General features: G+C 37.4%; 22 protein-coding genes and 1 pseudogene. 11 read left to right on the top strand and 12 right to left on the bottom strand.

What is annotated here, in order from left to right; all coding sequences use genetic code 11:
• Nucleotides 1-72: 72 nt before the first annotated feature.
• A pseudogene (locus tag H5968_RS01905) lies at nucleotides 73-1,173 on the top strand (nickel-dependent hydrogenase large subunit); the annotation flags it as partial.
• Between the two features lie 175 nt (nucleotides 1,174-1,348).
• Here the strand turns inward: H5968_RS01905 and H5968_RS01900 are convergent.
• Nucleotides 1,349-1,732, bottom strand: coding sequence for a hypothetical protein (locus tag H5968_RS01900; protein ID WP_187038586.1), 384 nt, complete (start codon nucleotides 1,730-1,732; stop codon nucleotides 1,349-1,351).
• Nucleotides 1,733-2,009: 277 nt separating this feature from the next.
• On the opposite strand from H5968_RS01900, the gene H5968_RS01895 reads away from it, so the two are divergent.
• Both H5968_RS01895 and H5968_RS01890 read left to right on the top strand, forming a co-directional pair.
• The gene (locus H5968_RS01895; protein WP_137667287.1) at nucleotides 2,010-2,516 is read left to right on the top strand and encodes a 2TM domain-containing protein; all 507 of its coding nucleotides are present in this window, start codon (nucleotides 2,010-2,012) and stop codon (nucleotides 2,514-2,516) included.
• 356 nt (nucleotides 2,517-2,872) lie between these two features.
• Complete coding sequence (locus H5968_RS01890; RefSeq protein WP_187038585.1) at nucleotides 2,873-4,966, top strand: serine/threonine-protein kinase; 2,094 nt, start codon at nucleotides 2,873-2,875, stop codon at nucleotides 4,964-4,966.
• A gap of 133 nt (nucleotides 4,967-5,099) precedes the next feature.
• Here the strand turns inward: H5968_RS01890 and H5968_RS01885 are convergent, their stop codons facing one another.
• Nucleotides 5,100-6,377, bottom strand: a complete 1,278-nt coding sequence (locus H5968_RS01885) for a tetratricopeptide repeat protein (protein ID WP_187038584.1) — start codon at nucleotides 6,375-6,377, stop codon at nucleotides 5,100-5,102.
• Between the two features lie 218 nt (nucleotides 6,378-6,595).
• The gene (locus H5968_RS01880; protein ID WP_187038583.1) at nucleotides 6,596-7,264 is read right to left on the bottom strand and encodes a 2OG-Fe dioxygenase family protein; all 669 of its coding nucleotides are present in this window, start codon (nucleotides 7,262-7,264) and stop codon (nucleotides 6,596-6,598) included.
• Nucleotides 7,265-7,717: 453 nt separating this feature from the next.
• Between H5968_RS01880 and sfsA the strand changes: the two genes are divergently transcribed.
• Both sfsA and H5968_RS01870 read left to right on the top strand, forming a co-directional pair.
• Nucleotides 7,718-8,443: a DNA/RNA nuclease SfsA gene (gene sfsA / locus H5968_RS01875; protein ID WP_187038582.1), complete on the top strand. Its 726-nt coding sequence runs from the start codon at nucleotides 7,718-7,720 to the stop codon at nucleotides 8,441-8,443.
• Between the two features lie 216 nt (nucleotides 8,444-8,659).
• Nucleotides 8,660-9,418, top strand: a complete 759-nt coding sequence (locus tag H5968_RS01870; protein WP_187038581.1) for a Uma2 family endonuclease — start codon at nucleotides 8,660-8,662, stop codon at nucleotides 9,416-9,418.
• Between the two features lie 183 nt (nucleotides 9,419-9,601).
• Here H5968_RS01870 and H5968_RS01865 read toward each other — a convergent pair whose 3' ends face one another.
• From H5968_RS01865 to sixA, 8 genes are all read right to left on the bottom strand, one after another.
• Nucleotides 9,602-10,387, bottom strand: coding sequence for a GNAT family N-acetyltransferase (locus tag H5968_RS01865; protein ID WP_096570922.1), 786 nt, complete (start codon nucleotides 10,385-10,387; stop codon nucleotides 9,602-9,604).
• A gap of 268 nt (nucleotides 10,388-10,655) precedes the next feature.
• Nucleotides 10,656-11,579, bottom strand: a complete 924-nt coding sequence (locus tag H5968_RS01860; RefSeq protein WP_096570924.1) for an NAD(+) kinase — start codon at nucleotides 11,577-11,579, stop codon at nucleotides 10,656-10,658.
• Between the two features lie 6 nt (nucleotides 11,580-11,585).
• A complete protein-coding gene (gene nuoK / locus H5968_RS01855; RefSeq protein WP_006199065.1) occupies nucleotides 11,586-11,891 on the bottom strand; it encodes an NADH-quinone oxidoreductase subunit NuoK in 306 nt (101 codons plus the stop codon).
• Nucleotides 11,892-12,025: 134 nt separating this feature from the next.
• A complete protein-coding gene (locus tag H5968_RS01845; RefSeq protein ID WP_187038580.1) occupies nucleotides 12,026-12,631 on the bottom strand; it encodes an NADH-quinone oxidoreductase subunit J in 606 nt (201 codons plus the stop codon).
• A 102-nt stretch (nucleotides 12,632-12,733) separates the two neighbouring features.
• Nucleotides 12,734-13,318, bottom strand: a complete 585-nt coding sequence (ndhI, locus tag H5968_RS01840) for an NAD(P)H-quinone oxidoreductase subunit I (protein WP_096572790.1) — start codon at nucleotides 13,316-13,318, stop codon at nucleotides 12,734-12,736.
• Between the two features lie 96 nt (nucleotides 13,319-13,414).
• Nucleotides 13,415-14,533 (bottom strand): NADH-quinone oxidoreductase subunit NuoH, encoded by a 1,119-nt coding sequence (nuoH, locus tag H5968_RS01835; RefSeq protein WP_187038579.1) that lies wholly within the window; start codon nucleotides 14,531-14,533, stop codon nucleotides 13,415-13,417.
• 599 nt (nucleotides 14,534-15,132) lie between these two features.
• Nucleotides 15,133-16,269: a citrate synthase gene (locus H5968_RS01830; RefSeq protein WP_187038578.1), complete on the bottom strand. Its 1,137-nt coding sequence runs from the start codon at nucleotides 16,267-16,269 to the stop codon at nucleotides 15,133-15,135.
• Nucleotides 16,270-16,381: 112 nt separating this feature from the next.
• The gene (gene sixA / locus H5968_RS01825) at nucleotides 16,382-16,876 is read right to left on the bottom strand and encodes a phosphohistidine phosphatase SixA (RefSeq protein ID WP_187038577.1); all 495 of its coding nucleotides are present in this window, start codon (nucleotides 16,874-16,876) and stop codon (nucleotides 16,382-16,384) included.
• Nucleotides 16,877-16,994: 118 nt separating this feature from the next.
• Here sixA and arsM point away from each other — a divergent pair, with 118 nt between their 5' ends.
• From arsM to arsS, 3 genes are read left to right on the top strand one after another with little or no spacing between them, the layout of a single operon-like run.
• Entirely contained in the window at nucleotides 16,995-17,963 is a 969-nt protein-coding gene (gene arsM / locus H5968_RS01820; protein WP_187038576.1) for an arsenosugar biosynthesis arsenite methyltransferase ArsM, read from the top strand.
• 21 nt (nucleotides 17,964-17,984) lie between these two features.
• The gene (locus tag H5968_RS01815; RefSeq protein WP_187038575.1) at nucleotides 17,985-18,944 is read left to right on the top strand and encodes an inorganic phosphate transporter; all 960 of its coding nucleotides are present in this window, start codon (nucleotides 17,985-17,987) and stop codon (nucleotides 18,942-18,944) included.
• 51 nt (nucleotides 18,945-18,995) lie between these two features.
• Complete coding sequence (gene arsS / locus H5968_RS01810) at nucleotides 18,996-19,985, top strand: arsenosugar biosynthesis radical SAM (seleno)protein ArsS (protein ID WP_187038574.1); 990 nt, start codon at nucleotides 18,996-18,998, stop codon at nucleotides 19,983-19,985.
• Nucleotides 19,986-20,204: 219 nt separating this feature from the next.
• Here arsS and cas12k read toward each other — a convergent pair whose 3' ends face one another.
• A complete protein-coding gene (cas12k, locus tag H5968_RS01805) occupies nucleotides 20,205-21,263 on the bottom strand; it encodes a type V CRISPR-associated protein Cas12k (RefSeq protein ID WP_187038573.1) in 1,059 nt (352 codons plus the stop codon).
• A gap of 73 nt (nucleotides 21,264-21,336) precedes the next feature.
• Between cas12k and H5968_RS01800 the strand changes: the two genes are divergently transcribed.
• From H5968_RS01800 to H5968_RS01790, 3 genes are all read left to right on the top strand, one after another.
• On the top strand, nucleotides 21,337-21,798 hold the full coding sequence (locus tag H5968_RS01800) for a MerR family transcriptional regulator (RefSeq protein ID WP_255427018.1): 462 nt from the start codon (nucleotides 21,337-21,339) through the stop codon (nucleotides 21,796-21,798).
• Between the two features lie 174 nt (nucleotides 21,799-21,972).
• A complete protein-coding gene (locus H5968_RS26005; RefSeq protein WP_222620525.1) occupies nucleotides 21,973-22,650 on the top strand; it encodes a type I restriction-modification system subunit M N-terminal domain-containing protein in 678 nt (225 codons plus the stop codon).
• Nucleotides 22,637-23,140: a restriction endonuclease subunit S gene (locus tag H5968_RS01790; protein WP_222620524.1), complete on the top strand. Its 504-nt coding sequence runs from the start codon at nucleotides 22,637-22,639 to the stop codon at nucleotides 23,138-23,140. Before H5968_RS26005 ends, H5968_RS01790 begins: the two co-directional genes overlap by 14 nt.
• Nucleotides 23,141-23,157: the final 17 nt, after the last annotated feature.

Here is a 23,157-nt window from a genome sequence, read left to right as displayed (position 1 = left end):
AATGTTATAACTGAGCAAAATTACCTGAAAAAATAAGTTCTTTAGTAACATTTTCAGTATATCACCAGTTCCCATAGCAGTTATATGGTTCCTGGTGGTGTAATGTGCGCCCCCACTTTGACTGATATTACCCGCGCTTGGGGGATTTTAGAATATTTCCGCACTAATTGGTTAGAACCAGTTTGGTTAGGATGTTCTTTAGAAAGATATGAGGAAATTCAATCTTATGAGGATTTCCAAAAATGGTTAAATGAAGATATCAAACACCGAGAATCTGACTTAGGTTTATACTGGCGTATGGGTCTAGATATCGGGTTAGATAGATATGGTGTAGGTGTGGGTAAATATGTCACTTGGGGATATTTACCCCATGAGGATAGATATAATAAACCCACCATTGAAGGACGTAACGCTGCGGTAATTATGAAAAGCGGTGTTTACGATGGTTGTAAAGATACTCATAGATTGATGGATCAGGCTTTTGCACGGGAAAATTTAACCCATTCTTGGTATAATGAAGGTACTCAAGATTGGCATCCGAGCGATCGCAAAACGTCCCCAACTATCAACAACCAAAAAGATTTTAGCGGTGCATATTCTTGGGCAAGTGCAGTCCTACACCAAGACTTAGGAAGATTAGAAGCTGGACCTTTAGCACGTCAATTAGTTGCAGGTGGAAAACATGGAGAGTCATGGCAACATTATGACCCATTTATTCTTGATGTCTTCAAAAAAATGGGCGGTGCAAATGTTCACCTCAGACAACTAGCGAGAGTTCACGAATTAGTCAAATTATATCGGCAAGCGGAACGTTGTTTGAAGGAGTTTAAATTAAACGAACCCTGGTATATTAAACCCCAAGAAAAAGACGGTAAAGGTTGGGGTGCAACGGAAGCAGCGAGAGGCGCTTTGTGTCACTGGGTGGAAATAGAAGAAGGTAAGATTAAACAATACCAAGTTATCGCCCCCGGAACTTGGAATATTGGACCCCGTGACGGTGCTGGAAAACGTGGACCTGTGGAAGAAGCGTTAATAGGTACACCTATTGCTGATCCTAATGATCCTGTAGAAGTGGGTCATGTAGCGCGTTCTTTTGATTCATGTTTGGTGTGTACTGTTCACGCCCATGATGCTAAAACAGGAAAAGAATTAGCCCGTTTTCGGACGGCTTAATTTATGTTTTGAGTTATGTTTTATAGGGTGGGTTTTTCCCACCTGATTTAACTTTGAGATTGATTTATTTTTTGCCGAATAGCCTATTATATTTCTATCAATTTAACACATTTTTCAATGTAACATCTCTAGTATGTGTTTTATCGTCCCCACATTTTACTCAATTTACACCCATCTAATCAGAATTTTCCCCATCTCTACGCCCTAGTTCATAAATACCCGCACCCATACAGGACAGTATACCTGTGCTAATTCCCCAACTCTCACCTAAACTGATTTCTAAACCCCAGTTAGATAATGCACCAAAGATGAAAAAAGGTACAATGCTAAAAAGTGAAGCGTAAAAAGCATTTTGTGATTCTCTGGCCTTGCGGGTTTTTTCAAATTCTGTTTCACTGGTGTAAAGGAATCTTTCGGCAAAATTAAACCAGCGATTTAATTGATCTATTACCCATTCTCTGGTGGATGCTAAAGCTAAATATAAAGCTAAAGACCATAAACAAGCTCCAGCGATCGCAATTTTATCTAATTCAAATCTAAAGGGCAATATATCAAACATAGCATCAGGTAACTTGGCAATAATATTTAATATTACCTTTTAATATTACCTTAAATTCCTGGGTAAATCTACATCTTTGCAGCTTTTAGCCCCAAAGTTGCCCTCAAATGACTACTTCTGTTGTCGCTGGGTGGGAAGATGAGGTGATAGGGCGGTAGGGGAAGTTAATAACCCTATCACCAGTCACCAGTCACCAGTCACCAATTACCATCTACCATCTAGATTTGCTACTGTAGAAGTAGTGCAAATTATGAAAATTCTTATCAGAGCAAAAATTATGACCGTATTTGAATCTAACAACCCCCGTTCCTACAGTCAAGAACAGGTGCAGCAAATTCTACAATTAGCGATCGCTCGTCAAACCGATGATCGTGATCAAGAATTTTCATATCAGCAAATTATCGAAATTGCTGCCGAGTTACAAATTTCACCAGAAGCAGTTAAACAAGCGGAATGTGATTGGATAGTCCAACAAAGCGAAGTACAACAACGCAAAGCTTTTGATCTTTACCGCCAAGGTAAATTTAAAAAACGTCTGGGTAATTATGCAATTGTTAATAGTTTTTTCATACTTGTAGATTTGGTTGGTGGTGCTGGTCTTTCTTGGTCACTATACATTTTACTATTCTCTGGACTCACCATTGTACTTGATATTTGGAACACCTTTCAAAGCAAAGGTGAAGACTATGAAGCTGCTTTCCAAAAATGGAATCGTAAGCATCAAATTAAACAAACTATCAATACAGTTCTAAATAAATGGTTTAAAGCATTACAAACACATTAAAATTGGTAATAGGTAATGGGTAATGGGTAATGGGTAATGGGTAATTGGTGAGTGATTACTGCATTTAGTAGTATTGGTCTCAGAAATCAATAACATATAAATCAAAGATTGTCATGGCAATTTGACATGATTTTTGATTGAGCTTGCGGTATGATCAAAAGATATAAATAATGGCTCTTGTGGTTTTCCCATCTTCAGGAAAACAGAAGACATTTTAAAAACTTGGAATATAATAAGTAATTCCTCAATCCCTCACCAGGTTGATCTACCATTTCAGTCAGCAAGAAGCCATGAAATCAAGGGAAAATGCGGAAATAACTTAGCATTATTTATCATGCAGTCACTCTTCTTTGATCATGATATGCTGCTTAAATCCTGATTGCAAAAATCCTCAAAATCCAGAAGGAAAAGAGTTTTGTCAAAGTTGCAATACTCCCTTAGTACCACTTTTAAGAAATCGTTTCCGTGTGATTCGGGTACTTTCCGATGAAGGAGGTTTTGGTAGAACCTATTTATCAGAAGATACAGATAAATTAAATGATTGTTGTGTCGTTAAACAGTTAGCACCAAAATTCCAAGGAACTTGGTCACAAAAAAAAGCAATGGAGTTGTTTTGTGAAGAAGCAAAACGACTGAGAGAACTGGGAGAACATCCACAAATTCCCACTCTCTTAGCTTATTTTGAACAAGATAACTGTCTGTATTTGGTACAACAGTTTATTGATGGACAAAATTTATTACAGGAGTTGCAATTACGGAAAAACTACAAAGATTGGGATATTCAATCTATTTTGTTAGATTTGTTGCCTATTCTCAAATTTATTCACAGTCGTGGAGTTATTCACCGAGATATCAAACCGGAAAATATTATCCGCCGCAAAAGTGACGGAAGATTAACTCTCATTGATTTTGGTTCTTCTAAACAATTAACAGCTAAAGTGCAGAAAAAACATGGAACTTCTATAGGTTCACATGGTTATTCTGCCATTGAACAAATCAGAGATGGTAAAGCGTACCCTGCTAGTGATTTATTTAGTTTGGGTGCTACCTGCTTTCATTTATTAACGGGAATTTCTCCTTTTCAGTTATGGATGGAACATGGATATAGTTGGTTAAATAATTGGCAATCTTATTTGCATTCTCCTCTCAGTTATGAGTTAGCAATAATTATTGATAAGTTACTACAAATAGATATTCGGAATCGCTATCAATCTGCTGATGAAGTGATTAGAGATTTAAGTAAACAGTACACACATCTACTAGCACCAGCTAGTAATTCTTTATTATCAGCACCAGCAAAGAAAGCTAATGTTTATCCTCAAAAATATATTTTGCTGAGAAATTCAATTTTAATAGTAGGAACAATAGTATTTTTAGGTTTGGGAGAATTTGGTTATAGACACTTTCACCAACTACAAACAACTATTTTTTCTCGCTGGAGTCCCCTGCAAAATAGGAAAAGTCAAACTAAGAGTGATACTATTGTTCAACAACCACCACAGGAGTCTTTAGAAAAAATTTCTTTATTGAAAACTATCACAGAACCAAATGAATCAATTTCCTCTGTAGCTATTACTTCAGATGCTAAAACTATTGCTAGTGCTGGTAATCGCATTATTAAACTATGGAATATTACCACAGATCAAGAGATTTATTCACTGCAAGGACATACACAAAAAATCAATGTCGTGGCTATTAGTCCTGATGGTAAAATTTTGGTCAGTGGTAGTGATGACAAAACAATTAAAGTTTGGAATTTAGCAACAGGTCAGTTAATTCATACCTTAATTAGTCATACTGATTCAGTTCATGCTTTGGCTATTAGTAAGGATGGGAAAACTTTGGTTAGTGCTAGTGATGACACAACTATTAAAGTTTGGAATTTAGCAACAGGAAAGCTAATTCTTACTCTCAAAGATCATACTTATTGGGTACGTTCTCTGGCTATTAGTCCTGATGGTTTTACTTTAGCAAGTGGTAGTTTTGATAAAAGTATTAAACTGTGGAATATCACCCAAGAAAAATCACCAGAAAAATCACCAGAAAAATCAATTTATTCATTAACTCCTAATTCCCAAACTGTGACATCTTTAGCTTTTAGTCCAGATGGTAAAATTCTCGCTAGTGCTAGTCGCGATCGCACAATTAAACTGTGGAATATCAATACAAAAACGGAAATTCGCACTATAACTAAACAAGATCATAATGTCACATCTTTAGCTTTTAGTCCAGATGGTAAAACTCTTGTTAGTGGTAATCGAGATTGTATAGAATGTCATCCAACTATTAAACCTAATATTAAACTATGGAATGTGGCTACAGGTGAGGAAATTTCCTCTATTACTGGACATACTAACACCGTCACATCCTTGGTTTTTAGTGCTGATGGCAAAACTTTAGTTAGCAGTGGAGAGGATAATAAAATTAAGATTTGGCGTTTTTCACAATAATGTAGCAACTGGGTAATTGATAATTGATAATTGATAATTGATAATTGATAATTGTTTGATGCCAAGTTTAAAACCTTTCCTTTTAATGAGAAAAAGATGTAATTGTCAATTGTCAATTGTCCATTATCAATTGTTATCGTCTATCTCTTTCCAAATCATCAATTACTGTTTGTAAATACCACTCCTCCGACATACCTGGATAAAAATCTTGCTTTTGCTCAATTAATCTTGCGGCTATTTCCCAATGTCCTCCAACCATACGTAATAGTCTTTGACGTAATAAATTATAGGTGGCTTTGTTGGTTGCTGGGATAGATGATTGAATTTTTTGCAGACTATTTAAAACTAGTTGATAATTCTCCCAGTCTTCTTGTTCACAATAGATACTAGCTGCTTTTTGATAATCTTCCACAGCATTGGGCATTTCTTCTAAACAAGTGTAGGCAATACCACGATTATAGTAAGCTAATGGATGCTCAGGATTCATTTGTATTGCTTGAGAATAATCTTGAATTGCTGCTAAATAATTGCCCATTGATTGATAGACATTACCTCTAGCAATATATACTAAATTGTCTTGGGGTTGTATTTTCAAGGCTTGATTGATATCAGCCAAAGCCCCTTGATAATCTCCTATTTGAGAACGAGCTTTTCCCCGATTCCGATAAACAATAGCATCTTGAAAATTTAAATTTATTGCTTGATTAAAATCTGCGATCGCCTCTCGATATTGACCCATTTTACAAAGTACCACCCCACGACAGCAATAAGCTTGGGCATCTTGAGCATCAGCTTTTAATATCCAATTTAAATCAGAAATTGCCGATTTTGTATCTCCCTTTTCTGCCTTTTCTAATAATTGTGTGAAATAATATTGAGTAGATATAATTGGTGTGGGAATTGCTGCTGGTTTATTGATTTCTTGATTTAGTTTTGGTTCTGCTTTTGGTTGTAGTTGTTTAATCTTCTCTAAACAAAGACACGCATTTTCTTTATCTTTTTGTGCTAAATATAATTCTGCTGCTTTTTTAAAATTAGCGATCGCCTCTGGAATATTTCCTTGTTTGCGCTGTACTATCCCCCGTAAATCATAAGCACCAGCATCATTAAATTTAAACTGAATCGCTTTTTCTACATCTTCTAAAGCACCAGGAAGATTTTTTAAAGTTAATTTTGCTAACGCCCGAAAATAATAAGCTTTGGCATTTTCTCCATCCAGCTTAATAGCTTCATTATAATCAAAAACTGCTTGTAAAGTCGCACCTGATTTATAATAAGCTAAACCCCTTTCTATGTAAGCTGTACTAAAGTAAGGATCTAGCTGTATAGCTTGGTTAAAATCTTCAATAGCACCAGCATAGTCTTTTTGTTTCGCTTTTTCTAAGCCGCGATTGTAAAATTCAGAAGTCATAATTTAGTTTTTTCTATGAACTCGATTTAAATTTATTTAAAACAATATTATATCACAAATTTTATTATATCACAAAAATTTATTGTTGTCGTGTTGTAGGGGTTTAGCAATGCTCAACCCCTACGGAAAATGTGGTTTTTCGACATACTTATCATCAAATATAAAGTGGATATATCCCCGACTTATTTAAGAGATCGGGGATCTGAGTATTACCCTTTTTAAGGTTGAATTAAACTAGGAGAAGTCAACACGAAAACATCCCTAGTTCCCGGTGCTGGATTTTCAGATTTAATCGGGCTAGTAAAGTGGAAGAACTCATGATCATTAACTAAAAGCAGTTCTCCGGGTTGGAGAATTTTGTGAAAAACTGGTTTCTCTTTTTTAGCAGTATATAAATGTGTTTCTCCACCTTGAATATTGTTCCTACCAACAGAAAAAATGCCAATAAAATCAGTTCCATCTTGATGAATACCTTCAGGGGCGGGATTTCCTAAATGACCTGGTGAACAAGTAGTTCTGATTTGATGAATACCAATTTCTGCTTCTGGATGGAGTTTGCAAGAATCAATAAATGCTAGAACCAAATTCTTAAAAATTTCCAGTTCTATCAGTCCATATTCTAATTCTGCGAACTCTCTTTTGATATCACCCAATAAAGGATTATATTCTCGACTTTGGCACAAATATCCATGAGAAAGTTTAATCAACTTATTCTCAGCAACCATTACTCTTGATAACCTTCTAGAGCGATATTTGCCCTTAATATAAGGATCAACAGGTAAGTTCTCAAAAAATGGCTGGAAACCTTGATTATTAATAGAATTTACCTTTCTCAGAGTAAACAGAAAAGCATATTCTAACCCCGTTACAGAAGATACTTGTTGCATAGGATTTTTCTCCTTGCATTTTATAATTATTCAGCCAGCAAAAACTCCATTTTCCAGGTAGTTTTAGCTGACTGCTGACCGCTAATAGCTGAATGCGAACTGGATTTTTAAATTCCTCCCATTTTTTACATGAGAGGTATGTAATATCTATTATAAGCAATTATTTAGTAATTGTTGTAAATGTGACTACAAAATTTATTAAGTTGGAATATTTAACAAGAACTCTAGCTACTCACTTTCCTATTCCCTATTCCCTATTCCCTATTCCCTATTCCCTATTCCCTATTCCCTACTCCATTATATAGTTACTCATCTGGGAACAAAAATATTTTCCCAATATTTTCCCAATATTTTCCCAATATTTTCCCAATATTTTCAAAGCTCTCATTCCTCCTGCTAACCTCTTTTATCGTATATTTACTATTAATTCAAATTTATAATTTACCTAGCAGAATGAATAACTGGCTGTATCAGTACCCTAAATTATACACTGGTATTTTACTCAAACGCTACAAGCGTTTTTTTGCTGATATTCAACTGGACTCCGGGGAGGTTGTAACAGCACACTGTCCAAATACAGGACCCATGACAGGAGTTTCCAAAGTAGGTAGTCCTGTACAGTTATCTAAAAGTGATAATCCTAACCGCAAATTAGCTTATACACTGGAATTGATTCAAGTAGATGATTTAGCACCAACTTGGGTCGGTGTCAATACTGCTTTACCTAATCGAGTTGTGAAACAGGCTTTAGAGAAATATCTTTTCCCAGAATTAAGTGAATATACACAAGTTAAAGGTGAAGTTGTTTATGGAAAAGACAAAAAAAGCCGGGTAGATTTTTACCTGACCGGAAAAGAAGGACAACGCCCCATTTATTTAGAAGTAAAAAATACAACTTGGTCGCAGGGAACTTTAGCCCTGTTTCCCGACACAGAAACCACCAGAGGACAAAAACATTTGCGGGAATTAATGGAAGTTTTACCCCAAAGTCGGGCAGTAATGTTGTATTTTATCAATCGCGGAGATTGTACACAATTTGCCCCAGGAGATAGCACAGATCCTGTATATGGTAAATTGTTACGGGAAGCAATTAAACAAGGTTTAGAAGTTCTCCCTTATCGGTTTGATATTTCTCCTGAAGGTATCCGTTATTTGGGGTTAGCAGAACTGAAAATTTAAGCATTGATCAGCCAGCCAAAAATGAAAGCAAAGTGCATCATTATTTACACACAAACTTTCTTTCAAGAGAATGCTAATATGAATACAAAGATTGTTCCTCACGTTTCCACAAACAGCAAAGATAAACTTCCTATTTTTGATCAGCAGTTTTTGTTGGATAAAAACAACAAACAGCAGGAAACGTGAATGATCTGAGTCATCATATCAGATTGCTATATGTTAGAAACTCTTGCGACTGAAACTACTGTGGAAATGCCACCCACCCAGGCAGAACTTCCTTATGATGACGGTATTCCGATGGAGACACAAAGACATAAATTACAATTGGATATTTTAATTGATACCATTCAGCCTTGGCTAGATCAAAGGACTGATGGATATGTAGGGGGCAATATGTTTGTCTACTACAGTTTAGCGCAATTAAAAAATCAGGATTTTCGTGGTCCAGACTTCTTTACCGTCTTAGGAGTTCCCAAAAAAGAGCGTCTTTCTTGGGTAGTTTGGGAAGAAGGAAAATCACCAGATGTAGTAATTGAATTACTTTCAGAAAGCACAGCTAAAAATGATAAAAATGAGAAAAAACTGATTTATCAAAATCAAATGCGTGTTTCTGAATATTTTTGGTTTGATCCTTTTAACCCAGATGATTTTGCAGGTTTTCACATTAATACCGGTGTGTATGAACCGATTGCTTTTAATGAAAAAAATCAGTTAGTAAGTACAGTTTTAGGTTTAAGTTTAGTACGTTGGCAGGGTAATTATCGCGGTGTCAATGCCACTTGGTTACGCTGGGCAAATAAGATCGGTGAGTTATTTCCTACTTCTTTAGAACTTGCTGAACAAGAAAAACAACGGGCTGAACAAGCTGAAAATAAATTAAGACAAGTGGCAGTTAATTTGTTAAATAATGGAATGCCTATAGAACAAGTCACACAGTTAACAGGTTTAGACGCAAAGCAACTTATCGGAGAGTAACCCAAATTAAATAATGGACAATTAACAATGAACAATTAACCGGCAATTTTAGATTTTACTGCCATAATCAGATTTTTGTCAAATTATACATTGTAGGGGTAATTCATGAATTGCCCCTACGGAATAGGGCAACCTCAAATAAAATTGGTATCAGATACATAGGGCTTGCTGATGGCTGAATGCTTACGCTAAATCAGCCATACCCAATCCCCAATCCCCAATATTAGAGATAATTAAAAAATCAATAGTTTTAAACTGTCTATCAATAGCAGGAAGACTACAAATTTTTGCACCAATACTCAAATAAGCTTGTAAAATTTTCGGAATTTCTACATTATAGATATCTGGACAATTAGAATTAATTTCTATGGAATATTCTGGATGAGGATTCACTAAAATATGAGAATGTAAACAATGATTATAGAGAAAATAATTATAAGCACAAACAGCTTGTTTATGACATTGAGTTAACAAAGATGCACAACCGAAAAAATATTGATTACCAGTATAAATTAAATAATTAGCTAAACCTTGCCAAAGTAATAAAAGTGTGTAACTATTGCGATATTCTTGAGCTATGCAAGCACGACCAATTTCTACAGAAGACTGCAATATAAAATCAGGAATTTGAGCAAGATTAAATATATCAGCAGCATCAAAACCTAAATTTTTTGCAGCCATTGTATAAGTTTGCATTCTATAAGTACCAATAGTTGCACCAGTCCTTTTACAAATCAGCAATAAATGATCACAAAAATAATCAAACTTATCCCGATCCATTTGAGAAAAATTAGAACTAGAAAAACCCAAATCCAACTCTTGATTAAAAACCTGAAACCGTAAGCGAAAAATAGATTCTAACTCTGCATCAGTTTTAGCCAGTCGCAGGATATACTTTTCACTTTCCAAGACCGGAAAATCAGTAAACTGTACAGATGAAAAAGATGAAGTGATAGGATTGTAATACATTTACATCCAGGTTAATACTTAAATTTGTGAAAAATTCTAAGAGGATTTAATATCTAATTATGAACATTTTGATCACTAAAATCTGGCAATAGAATACAAATTTTGTAATTACACAATTTATTTTTTTTGTCAATAACAAAAGCCCTAAATAGTAATAGATCCCGGACTTCTACAAGAAACCTGGGATCTTGGTATTGAGTTTTTTCAGGTGAATTGACTTTTAGCCTCAAAAGCCGACGGCTGATAGCTGATGGCTGAATACTTATTTTTAATTGTGCTGACCATGATTAGTGTAGCGAACCCTAGTACCAGCCCAAAGTAACTTTTCTCGCAGAGTTTGATAATAGGAATTATTAGCCCGCAAAACGATAAATTTAGCACGACAGTCAGCCATCCGCACATCAACACGATGATTAGGCCAAATGGAAGTAGCCAACACCCCATCCATCCATAATTTTGTAGTTAAATCATAATCCCCAAACGGCCAAACACTGACCACAGAACCAGGAGGTAAAACTAGGGGACGACTAGAAAGACTCATCGGACAAATAGGAGTGATGGTAATAGCCTCCATCCCATCGTGCATAATTGGACCATTAGCCGAAACCGTGTAACCTGTAGAACCTGTAGGAGTAGAAATAATTAACCCATCACCCACATATTGATCAACCACCTCACCATCAATTTCCATTTCCAGAATCGAGGTGATCATCCTATCAGCAGAAGCGGGTTTAATACAAAACTCATTTAAGGCGAGGTAATGTTCTGTAACTGGTTCTAAATTTGTCCGATGACCCTCATAAATAGCCGCTTGTAACATCATTCGGCGTTGGAGAGCATAGCGATCTTCAAATAACCGATCCCAAACTCGTTCCGGTTCTTGAAACTCATCCATTGACTCAGTTAAAAACCCCAAATGGCCACCCACATTTACCCCCAAAATGGGGATACCAGCCGGGGCTAAATGTCTAGCACTGGTTAAAACCGTACCATCACCACCAAGGACTAAAGCTAAATCAATTGGTTGGCTGGCGGATGCCAAAAACACTGGATAGGGGTTGTCTTTGGGTCCACTAGGTCCAACCAAAACTTGACATTGGCGGTCTTCTAATTGTTTAGCGCAGAGTTCAGCCCAGCGTTTACTTTGGGAGTCTCGCGCTTTGTAAGCTATGATTACCTGCTTTAATTGCACGTACTGTTACCACTTGAGGAGATTAAACTGCTCCATGTCAACGGTATCACGGTTACGATAAATAGCCAGTACAATCGCTAACCCTACCGCCGCTTCCGCAGCTGCCACAGTAATCACAAAAACAGTGAAAACCTGACCTTTAATTAATGTTGAGTCGAGAAAATTGGAAAATGCCATTAAATTTAGATTAACAGCATTTAACAGTAACTCAATTGACATGAGTACACGGACGGCGTTACGGCTGGTAATTAAACCATAGATACCGATGCAAAATAAAGCTGCTGCAAGTAGTAAGAAGTATTGAAGTTGCATAGTTTGGTAATTGGTAATTGGTAATTGGTAATTGGTGATTGGTAATTGGTAATTGGTAATTGGTAATTGGTAATTGGGCATTGGGTAAATTCATATTCCCAGTCACCAGTCACCAGTCACCAGTCACCAGTACCCTAGTCATCAGTGCCACTAGATACCAATTCTCTGGGGCGTTCTGGCAAGGTTAAGATGGTTTGTGGCAGTTCGGAAGGGGTAACTTCATCTGGTAAGTATTCCCGACGTGCCAAAATGATTGCTCCTACCATTGCCATTAGCAACAATACGGAAGCTAATTCAAAGGGAAGCAAAAAGTCCGTGAAGAAATGTTCACCAATTAAAACTATGGAATTTTGACCAACTACAGGTGTAGAGGTATTAGCCCAAGGTGTTGCCAGTACCATTGTACTTAATAGGGCAAATAGTCCCAGACTAACTACACCGGTAATGATTTTCCGTAAACCAGCACTGGGTAAAGGGTAAAAATCCTGACGTTTGTTTACCAACATGATGGCAAACAAAATCAAGACGTTGATCGCACCCACATAAATCAGAATTTGTGCTGCTGCGACAAAATCACCATTTAGCAATAGGTAAAGTCCGGCCATGCTGATGAATACACCACCCAGCAAAAAGGCGGAATAAACGATGTTGGAAAACAACACTACTCCTAGTGCTGCGCCAATCATCATTACACCTAATATGCCAAATGAAACAGATTGTACTCCTTCGGCTAAATTCACTTTTTTCGATCCTCTTGATGTTTTGATAAATGCTGATCGGTAATTGGTAATTGGTAATTGGTAATTGGAAAAAACGATTTATTACCCATTACCTATTACCCATTACCCATTACCACTTTCAACTAAGTCTTCTGGACGAGAACCAGCACGGGGAGCATCTGCGGGGACTCCGTGGGGTTCAAGTACGCCTTTAGGTAGATAAACCAGTTCGCGCAGTGGTGTCACCATTGGATCGTCTGTCACCTTGTAGGGCAAGCGTCCTAATGCTACGCTATCGTAGTTCAATTCGTGGCGATCGTAAGTAGAAAGTTCATATTCTTCTGTCATGGATAAACAGTTTGTGGGACAGTATTCCACGCAGTTACCACAGAAAATACAAACTCCGAAATCTATACTGTAGTGTTTGAGTTTTTTCTTCTTAGTGGCTTTGTCCATTTCCCAGTCAACTACAGGGAGGTTAATGGGACAAACACGCACACACACTTCACAAGCAATACACTTGTCAAATTCATAGTGAATCCTACCCCGAAACCGTTCACCAGGAATCAGTTTTTCATAAGGGTATTGTACGGTAACAGGGCGGCGTTGCATGTGGTCAAAGGTGACGGATAACCCTTGTCCGATATAACGCGCTGATTGTACTGCTTCTTTGGCGTAATCACCAACTTGTTTGAGGAACTTTAGCATTTTTTGTGTCTCTTCTCTAACAATTTTGGATTTTGGATTTTGGATTTTAGATTTAAGATTCAATCCAAAATCTAAAATCTAAAATCTAAAATCTCTTTAACCACCGAAAGCGACGGGAAAGGCTAGTTTTAGTGCTGCGGTTAATAACAGGTTAACCAAGCCAACTGGTAGTAAGAACTTCCATCCTAAATCTAGCAGTTGGTCAATCCGTACCCGTGGTACTGTCCAACGAATCAGGATGGCCAGAAATACGAGAAAATACGCTTTAAGTACGGTCATTGTGATACCTAAAGCAGCTGTGATTACTTGTAAGATGGGGTTGGTTTCACTCATTCCCAAAAAGTCACCTATCAAGCTGACGGGAATGGGAAAATGCCAACCGCCCAAATATAAAATTGCTACGAGTAGGGAAGACAGGATCAGGTTGATGTATGAACCTAAGTAAAATAAACCGAATTTCATCCCTGCGTATTCGGTTTGATATCCTGCTACCAGTTCTTCTTCCGCTTCGGGTAAGTCAAAGGGTAGACGTTCGCATTCTGCTAGGGCGGCGATCCAGAAGATGATGAAACCTAGTGGTTGTCTCCAAACGTTCCAACCCAAAATCCCGAAGTTAGATTGTTGGTTTACGATGTCAATGGTGCTGAGGCTGTTAGACATCATGGCGATCGCCAATACACTCAACGCCAATGGTATTTCATAACTGATTGATTGCGCGGCTGCCCGCAAACCCCCTAACAAGGAGTATTTGTTGTTAGATGCGTAACCAGCCATTAATAAGCCTATGGGCTGAATGCTGGATAATGCAATCCACAAAAATACGCCCATACCGACGTTAGTAATCACGATATTCTCCCCAAAGGGAACAATCAAAAATGATAAGAATACCGGAATTACTACGATTATTGGACCAAGGGTAAATAACCAGGGATCTGCTTTGGCTGGTACGATATCTTCTTTAAAGATCAGCTTTAAACCATCGGCTACAGGCACTAGCAAACCAAATGGACCTTGATATTCAGGACCAATCCGTTGCTGTGCGGCCGCAGAAATTTTCCGTTCTAGCCAGGTTGCAACCAGTACACCTACTGTTGCCCCAATCAGCATCAGGATCATTGGTAATGGCATCCACAGGGCTTTGGCTGCCCCTGCTGGTATGCCCAAATCCTTGACGGATTCGATAAAAGTTCCTTGGAGGTCAATTCCTGCATTCATGTTTGCTACTCTGTAATTCGTCGAGTCATAGTAAATTAACAAACATTATTTAATTTAATATCTGTAAATTTACTGGTTTAGAATCTCTATTGAGATGATGCCTGATTGTAGATTTGTTGCCAATTCCTGAGTTTAGTATATCCTTTGATGGTTTTACCCTTTTGATCCCAGATGACAACTTCTGCTTATGGTTGAGATTGAGATTGGTGATTAGGGATTGGTGACTGGTGATTGGTGATTGGGAAAAAACCTCTTTCCTCCTCCTCTTCCTTTTCTCTTCTTACTGTCACCTGTCACTTGTCACCTGTCACCTATTATTCTGACAAGACAAAGTTACCGTCCCCAAATTGGTAACGGTTTTATATTCTATGCAAATTGTCTGATTTTCCTGTACAGCAGGTTGTGATGACAATGCCAATTCCAGATTATCCATGTAAATTCGAGATTTTTGATTGTCAACCTCATCAAGCTGACAGATGACACTTATCAATCTGTCCACTTGAGAGCATCAATCTAGAATCTCAAATCTAAAATTGGGTATTTATCACCTATTCCCAGGAAAATACCTCATAACTGTCACCTGTCACCTTCCCAGGTAGTTAACGCTGCTCAATGGAAGTGTAAGGAATTTCGTGTAGACCGTTGTAGACCTGTGTGGGTCGGAAAATCCGGTTTTCTTCAAGTTGTTCTTTCCAGTGTGCTAACCAACCTGCAACACGGGCGATCGCAAATACTGGTGTAAACAAATCTGTGGGAATTCCTATTTTCCTATACACTAAACCAGAATAAAAGTCAACGTTAGGATAAATTCCTTTACTGCCAACTTTTTCGGCCATTACCCTTTCTACTTCCAGGGCAATTTCATAAAACTTGTCGTAGCCGAATTTCTCGAACAATTGCACCGCTAAAAGTTGTAATATTGTGGCTCTAGGATCTTTTACCTTATACACGCGGTGTCCAAATCCCATGATTTTCGCCTTTCTTTGTAGACGATCTTCTAGGTAAGGACGGACGTTATCTACAGAGCCAATTTCCTCTAACATCTGTATTACTTCTTCGTTTGCTCCACCGTGCAATGGTCCGCCTAATGTCCCTACTGCACTAGCTACAACTGCATAGGGATCGGTTAAGGTGGAAGCTGTGACTCGCGCACTAAAGGTAGAAGCATTCATTGTATGCTCAACGTGCAGAATTAAGCAGATATCAAAAATCCGCGCTGCTAGGGGGTCAGGTTCTTTTTCATTGAGCATATACAAGAAGTTGGCGGCATAATCTAAGTCATCCCTCGGTTTTACAGGATCATTTCCTTTCCGCATCAACTGGAACGCTGCTACCATTGTGGGAATTGTGGCTACTAACCGGACTACAGAATTACGAATGTAGACAGGATTATGTAAGTCACGACGAGAATAAAATAAACCCAAGGCAGCAGCGGAGGCTTGGAGAGCATCCATTGGATGACCACTTTCGGGAAAACATTTCATCATGTCCCGAATACGATATTTTATCCGTCTGTGAGCGTTAACTTCACTCTCAAAAGCTGTCAATTCTTCTTTGCTGGGCAATTTTCCCCAGATTAAAAGATAAGCAGTTTCTAGGAAGGTACTTTTTTCTGCTAATTCTTCGATCCGAATGCCCCGATACTCTAGTATTCCCTTTTGCCCGTCTACATGACTAATGCTAGACTGGGCTGCGGGAATGCCTTCTAAACCAGGCTTATATTCGCACACCGTCATGGCTACACCACTTGCTTTGTGAAATATCTGAACACGCTAACTTACCAGAGATCCTTTTCACTATAACAGTTGCCGATTTAACAACTATTTTATGCGAAAGCTCGAAAAACTGTTATAGTAGGTACTTGGGAGGTGTCAACCAGAACATTTGACTACGACCCACAGGAGAACCATCATCTGGTACTTTTATTCCGATCATACCTGCTTTTTTAAGGACGAGTTGTTCTTTTGCTTCACCCCAAAGGAGAATTTCAGCCCAATTAGTTAAACAGGGTTCATGTCCCACCAGTGCTAGTTGGGTATTTTGAGGATATTTTCTCGGTTCTAACCAGTCTCTTAGCCACCATTGAAGATCGCCTTCAAAGCTGAGATAATCTGAGGTTTCTAACTGAGAACTTAATCCGGCTGCCATGAGTATTTCTGCTGTTTGTTGGGCGCGGACTAGGGGACTAGTGAGGATTAAATCAAATTTAAAACCAAGTTTTATTAATCTTTGGGCTACTTTTGCGGTTTTTTGTCTGCCTTCTTGGGTGAGCGATCGCCCTTCATCTTTTAACCCTGGTTGATGTTCTTCTGCGATACCGTGACGGATTAAATATAGTTCCATAAATTTTCTACGGTAATCACCGTAATCACTGTAAAAATCATTAAAATCTCCTCAGAATATATGTCAATATATTAATATGCAGAATCAATATATACAAAGTTAAACCCAAAAAACGGCAATGACCTATTTAGAAACCGCAGCCCAATTTTACAGCGAAGTTGCTCAAACACCAGAAGTAGGACTTTGTTGTGTCCAAAGTACACCCCTGCAACTACCAGGATTAAAAATTCCTTTAGTCATGCAGGAAATGAATTATGGCTGCGGAACTACCGTTCATACTAACGAATTAGCAAACCAACCTACAGTATTATATGTTGGTGTCGGTGGTGGTTTAGAAGCTTTACAATTTGCTTATTTTTCCCGTCGTCCTGGTGCTGTCATCGCAGTTGAACCAGTAGCAGAAATGCGAGAAGCTGCGAAAAGAAATTTAGAAATTGCTGCCCAAGAAAATCCTTGGTTTGATCCTAGTTTTGTGGAAATTATTGCCGGGGATGCTTTTAATTTACCTGTCAATGATGCCTCTGTTGATATAGTCGCCCAAAATTGTCTTTTTAATATCTTTGAACCTGCTGATTTAACCCGCGCTTTAAAAGCAGCATATCGAGTTTTAAAACCCAGTGGCAGATTACAAATGAGTGACCCCATTGCTACCCGTCCTATTCCCCAACATTTACGACAAGATGAAAGATTAAGGGCAATGTGTTTATCCGGTGCGCTCACTTATGAAGAATATACACAATTAATTATCAATGCTGGATTTGGACAAATAGAAATTCGCGCCCGTCGTCCCTATAGATTATTAGATAAACAAACTTATAACCTGGAAGAAAATCTACTTTTGGAAAGTCTTGATTCCGTTTCTTTTAAGGTGCAAATTCCTGAAGACGGTGCTTGTATTTTCACAGGTAAAACAGCAATTTATGCAGGTTCAGAATCATTTTTTGATGATGGAGCAGGACATATTTTACAACGTGGTATTCCTGCCGCAGTTTGTGATAAAACGGCTGCTAAATTGGGAGATTTGAAACCAGAAGAAATCATGATTACTGATTCTACTTGGTATTATGATGGTGGTGGTTGCTGTTAGGGAATTTTTTGTAAATAAATAATGATTTTCATCAGTTTGTTTCTGGCTACGCTATTTTTAGCTTATTCTAATGGCGCAAATGATAACTTTAAAGGTGTAGCAACATTATTTGGAAGTCAAACTACTAGCTATAAAACAGCAATTTGGTGGGCAACTTTGACAACTTTTGCTGGTTCAGTTGCTTCGGTTTTTATCGCTAGTACACTAATTAAAAACTTTTCTGGTAAAGGTCTAGTTCCCGATGCGATCGCCAATACACCAGAATTTAGGATAGCTGTAGCTATTGGTGCTGCTTTGACTATCATCATTGCTACCTTTATTGGTTTTCCTATTTCTACAACTCACAGTTTAACAGGTGCGCTGGTTGGTGCTGGAATAGTAGCTCAAGGTTTCCCAGTGAATTTTTCAGCTTTAGGAAAATCATTTTTTTTACCCCTCTTATTTAGTCCACTCATCGCTATACCTTTAGGAGCAATAATTTACATATTTCTTGATTACATGAACCTGAACTTCAAAATCAAAAATCACCAGAAAATTATTGATACCAGTCATTTTATGAGTTCTGGTATCGTGAGTTTTGCTAGAGGATTAAATGACACACCCAAAATTGTTGCTCTCGTTCTCATTATTAAAGCATTTTCGCTTCCAGGCGGAATCATAGCTATAGCTGTAACAATGTCATTAGGTGGTTTATTCAACGCCCACAAAGTTGCCAAAACTATGAGTAAAAAAATTACTTCTCTCAATCATATCGAGGGTTTATCTGCCAACATTGTCACAGGTTCTATGGTAATTGGTGCTAGTAGTTTAGGATTACCCGTTTCTACTACTCATGTTTCAGTCGGTTCAATTTTTGGAGTAGGTTTGATTAATAAAAATTCAAATTTGGGCATTTTTTATCGGATTCTCCTTTCTTGGTTATTAACTTTACCTATTGCGGCTATGATTAGTGTAATAACCTATAAATTACTACAACCGTAATTACAACATCTAAGTAATCATCAATTTTTCATCTTTTGTGAGCATTCAGCCATGCAGACTATATCAATCACAAATTTCCAAGATAAACTAAATTATCCTTTAACAAAAAAAGAAATCAAAGTTTTACAAGTCAATCTCGGTAAACTTTGTAATCTTGCTTGTTCTCATTGTCATGTGGAAGCAAGTCCTAAAAGAACTGAGGAACTTTCCCCAGCAGTTTGTCAAGATTTAATTGATTTTATTCATAAATTTCCTGAAATTAAAATTGTTGATTTGACTGGGGGCGCACCAGAGATGAATTATGGTTTTAAACCATTGGTGGAAGCTGCGAGAAAAGCAGGTAAACAAGTAATTGTTAGATCAAATTTAACAATCTTTTTTGTGGAAGGTTTTGCAGATATTCCTGACTTTTTAGCTAAAAATCAAGTGCGTGTTGTTGCTTCTCTTCCCTGTTATTTAGCTGATAATGTGGATAAAATGCGGGGTCATGGTGTTTTTGTTCAGTCTATTCAAGCTTTACAATGGTTAAATAAATTGGGTTATGGTCAAGATGCAAATTTAATTTTAGATTTGGTTTATAATCCTCAGTTACCAAAGGATGAAAATTTTTCTTTAACTCCAGATCAAAAAAATCTTCAACTAGCTTATAAAAATTTCTTACAAGAACATTTTGATATTGTCTTTAATAACTTACTGACTATTACTAACTTACCTGTAGGAAGAACTAAGTTATATTTAGAACGTAAACATCTTTATAAACAATATTTGCAGTTTTTAGAATCACATTTTAACCCTGACACCGTTAATAATTTAATGTGTCGTGAGGAAATTTCTGTTGATTATTTGGGTAATGTTTATGATTGCGATTTTAACCAAATGATGAATTTACCAGCAAGAACTCACAATGGTGAAACTTTGACAATTAGTAAATTATTAGAACTTGGTAGTTTAGATGTCATCAAAGAAGTACAAACTGCTGATTATTGTTATGGTTGTACTGCTGGATGTGGTTCTAGTTGTGGTGGTGCTTTAGTAGAATGAATCACTGATAGCTGATAGCTAAATCCTCAAATAACCTGTTACTAAAAAAATTCTGTTACCAAAATTGATACGAGTATCCCCATTCTTGATTTGGTGATCTATGATGGAGTTAGTTAAGCTCCTCACACCATACCGAAAGCCGTGACACCAACTATCTTGGTTCGCGGTTTTTTCTTGTACAGTGACTAATTATTTGTCATCGGTGACAAATTAATGTCATTATGCCAAATTGTTGTCGTTGAAGATGTAATTTTTGCTTTTGCGTTTAGTCTGTTGGTCTTCTAAGAAGCGTTTAAACCAGTGCAGTTGGCGACTATCGCAATATACTTCAAAAATTAAATCGCTCAGTCCATTGAAGTGAACGCACAGCCTACCTTTTTCATTTTTTGACCAAACTAGGTCTTCGTTCGTTTCAAAAATTAGGGGAAAAGGAAGGGAACTTGATCGACTTAACAGAATATCCTGCCAGTGTTTGGCTTCAGTGTTGTCTTTTGGAACGGTGATTGCAGCAGTCAACAGTGTTTCCAGCCATTTAGCATCGGTTAAATCTCGACCTTTGGGAATTCGACTGGTTAACTTGTCTGTTAACCTTTGAATCTGTATTTCTAGCTTACGGCGACGTTTAGCAAACTTCTCTGGTTCTTCTTCTTTATCATTCAATTTACAGCCATTTTTTAGCAGATAGCTGATAGCACTACGGCTGAGTGTATTGTCAGTTTCTTGGTAAGCATCAAATAATTGATTAGATACACTCTTCTCAGAATTGGAAGCGGATGCTTGTTTGGATTTCTTGGATTTCTTAGTCTTTCTGGTTTTATTTGCAGGAGCATCAGGGTCAGATGTTGGTGTTGCTGCTGCCAAAATCTCAGCAGCTTTGGTACGAATAGCTTCCAAGCTGTAACCACTGGTTTCTACTAATTCAGCATCGCTATTGAGCATTTCTAACCAGCGTATTTTGCCATCTAGCTGCTGTTGTAGTCGTTTCTGGATTGCCAACCACGACTTGTAGATGTAATCCACAATATGAATCGCGGATAAATAACAACGGCTTGGTTGTCCGGCAAAACGAGGATCAGTTTCTAACGGTTTACAAAGTTTATGAACAACGCTTGAAGGCAATTTGCCATTTTTACGCCATTTCTCGAAATCTGGGTGTTGGCGAAGCTGTTGTAGTAATTCGTTAACTAGGGGTGTGTTTAATTCTGCCATAAGTGTCCAGAGTTTTTGACGGGTACATTCACTGGCAATTAGGCGACATTGAACCGTGATTTTACTCATGAAAATAAAATATCACAAAAACACATAATGTATTCTAAAAAAAATATGCGTTTCCAAAAAATCTTCTACTAGGATGATTCTTATGGACAATAGATTTTACACAAGCACCGAAGCGGCTGAAATTACTAATTGCTCTCGCCGACAGTTACAGTATTGGCGGGATAAGGCGATTATTGTACCTACTGTTAATGCCTTTGGGAAAGGGAGAAATGTTTATTATTCCAAAGCAGACTTGTTCGAGTTGATGGTCATGGGGCATCTGCTGTCAAGAGGTTTAAGCTTTGAAGTGTGCAATCTAGCTTTGGACGTATTACGCGAAAGAGAACCTTGGCTGTTTAAGTTGTATCTTGAAGAAGATAAGTTAAAGCGAATGATGTTATTACTGACGGGATTGCCTAAATATCCTCTGAAAGTGTTAGAGTTTGATAGCCAAATGGCACTACAAGCACTGTCTGAGGGATACATTGTGGTTCCGTTCTGGTGCGATCGCTTACATCAACAATTGAAAGATAATCTCAAAGCCTTTACTGGCTAAATATGTATTTATTTTTATAAAAAACAATAAATGTCCCTAGACGGGTATAATAATATTCCCTATCTCTATATTGATTTGTCTAGTTTCTCGATCAAGACATCTTTACCTCTAACCAACTAGCTGCAATTATGGTTAGGGAATAAAACACCTGACTAATTTATCAGTGGTGCAATTGTGAACTTCCAAGAAACAGCTAACTTTATCTGGCAAATAGCTGATGAAATACTCAGAGATGACTTTAAGCGCGGTAAATATCCTGATGTGATTTTACCATTTACAGTCTTGCGTCGCTTAGATTGCGTTTTAGCACCTACTAAAGATGAGGTGTTAAAAAGATATGAATTTCTTCAACAAAAAGGACTACAAAACCTAGATGGGCAATTACGCAAAGCAGCAGGAGGAAAATCTTTTTATAACGTTTCTGGATATGACTTTAAAAAATTACTAGAAGATAAAAAGAACTTAGCTAAAAATCTCATTGCTTACCTCAACGGATTTTCAGAAAATATGCGTGAGGTAATTGATAAATTTAGTTTACGTACTACTATTAATACTTTAGATTCTAAAAATTTATTAGTACCTCTGATTAACAAATTTTCCGAAGTTGATCTGAGTCCAGATAAGATTGATAACCATACAATGGGGACAATCTTTGAAGAACTAATTCGCCGTTTTAACGAACAAATGAACGAAAATCCGGGGGAACACTTTACACCCCGTGAAGTAATTAAATTAATGGTGCGTTTAGTATTACGAGGAGATGAAACAGCACTCAAACAACCAGGAGTGATACGCACTATTTATGATTGTGCTTGTGGTTCTGGTGGAATGTTATCTATTGACTTTAGTTGAAGTTGCTCAAAAGTTTTTTCAAGATTTTCCCCCTTATTCTGAGTATAAAAATTCGGGGGTTGAGTGGTTGGGTAAAATTCCTGGACATTGGGAAGTTAAGAAAATTAAATATATTTCAACAATTTTACGTGGTAAATTTTCACATCGTCCAAGAAATGATCCTAAATTATATGATGGGGATTATCCATTTATACAAACTGGAGATATCGCCGCTACAGATAAATATATTACCACCTATGAGCAAACTTTAAATGCTCTTGGTTTTGCCGTAAGCAAGCAGTTTCCTAAAGGTACTCTTGTAATGGCTATTGCTGCAAATATTGGAGATGTTGCTATTTTAGATTTTCCTGCTTGTTTTCCAGATAGTATTGTTCTTTATTCCATGCGTCAAGCCATTGAAGAAGGCTTTATTTTAGATGTTTTGCAGAATTACACTACTTTTACTTCTTATTTTAAATTAGTTCAAAAAGCGACAGAAACCCCAAATTAGGATCAGAGAAAAGCAGC

The organism is Sphaerospermopsis sp. LEGE 00249 (assembly GCF_014299995.1).
Taxonomy (GTDB): Bacteria; Cyanobacteriota; Cyanobacteriia; order Cyanobacteriales; family Nostocaceae; genus Sphaerospermopsis; species Sphaerospermopsis kisseleviana.
The sequence above is the reverse complement of the archived record's forward strand: the minus strand, read 5'-3'. Positions and strand labels throughout refer to the sequence as shown.

What these genes read in the sequence shown, in the direction of transcription:
- H5968_RS01895 (WP_137667287.1), top strand. Translation starts at nt 2,010, where the DNA reads ATGACCGTATTTGAATCTAACAACCCCCGTTCCTACAGTCAAGAACAG.
- H5968_RS01870 (WP_187038581.1), top strand. Translation starts at nt 8,660, where the DNA reads ATGTTAGAAACTCTTGCGACTGAAACTACTGTGGAAATGCCACCCACC.
- arsS (WP_187038574.1), top strand. Translation starts at nt 18,996, where the DNA reads ATGCAGACTATATCAATCACAAATTTCCAAGATAAACTAAATTATCCT.
- H5968_RS01815 (WP_187038575.1), top strand. Translation starts at nt 17,985, where the DNA reads ATGATTTTCATCAGTTTGTTTCTGGCTACGCTATTTTTAGCTTATTCT.
- H5968_RS01830 (WP_187038578.1), bottom strand. Translation starts at nt 16,269, where the DNA reads ATGACGGTGTGCGAATATAAGCCTGGTTTAGAAGGCATTCCCGCAGCC.
- H5968_RS01890 (WP_187038585.1), top strand. Translation starts at nt 2,873, where the DNA reads ATGATATGCTGCTTAAATCCTGATTGCAAAAATCCTCAAAATCCAGAA.
- H5968_RS01800 (WP_255427018.1), top strand. Translation starts at nt 21,337, where the DNA reads ATGATTCTTATGGACAATAGATTTTACACAAGCACCGAAGCGGCTGAA.
- ndhI (WP_096572790.1), bottom strand. Translation starts at nt 13,318, where the DNA reads ATGCTAAAGTTCCTCAAACAAGTTGGTGATTACGCCAAAGAAGCAGTA.
- cas12k (WP_187038573.1), bottom strand. Translation starts at nt 21,263, where the DNA reads ATGAGTAAAATCACGGTTCAATGTCGCCTAATTGCCAGTGAATGTACC.
- sixA (WP_187038577.1), bottom strand. Translation starts at nt 16,876, where the DNA reads ATGGAACTATATTTAATCCGTCACGGTATCGCAGAAGAACATCAACCA.
- nuoK (WP_006199065.1), bottom strand. Translation starts at nt 11,891, where the DNA reads ATGCAACTTCAATACTTCTTACTACTTGCAGCAGCTTTATTTTGCATC.
- H5968_RS01880 (WP_187038583.1), bottom strand. Translation starts at nt 7,264, where the DNA reads ATGCAACAAGTATCTTCTGTAACGGGGTTAGAATATGCTTTTCTGTTT.
- H5968_RS01865 (WP_096570922.1), bottom strand. Translation starts at nt 10,387, where the DNA reads ATGTATTACAATCCTATCACTTCATCTTTTTCATCTGTACAGTTTACT.
- arsM (WP_187038576.1), top strand. Translation starts at nt 16,995, where the DNA reads ATGACCTATTTAGAAACCGCAGCCCAATTTTACAGCGAAGTTGCTCAA.
- H5968_RS01900 (WP_187038586.1), bottom strand. Translation starts at nt 1,732, where the DNA reads ATGTTTGATATATTGCCCTTTAGATTTGAATTAGATAAAATTGCGATC.
- sfsA (WP_187038582.1), top strand. Translation starts at nt 7,718, where the DNA reads ATGAATAACTGGCTGTATCAGTACCCTAAATTATACACTGGTATTTTA.
- H5968_RS01885 (WP_187038584.1), bottom strand. Translation starts at nt 6,377, where the DNA reads ATGACTTCTGAATTTTACAATCGCGGCTTAGAAAAAGCGAAACAAAAA.
- nuoH (WP_187038579.1), bottom strand. Translation starts at nt 14,533, where the DNA reads ATGAATGCAGGAATTGACCTCCAAGGAACTTTTATCGAATCCGTCAAG.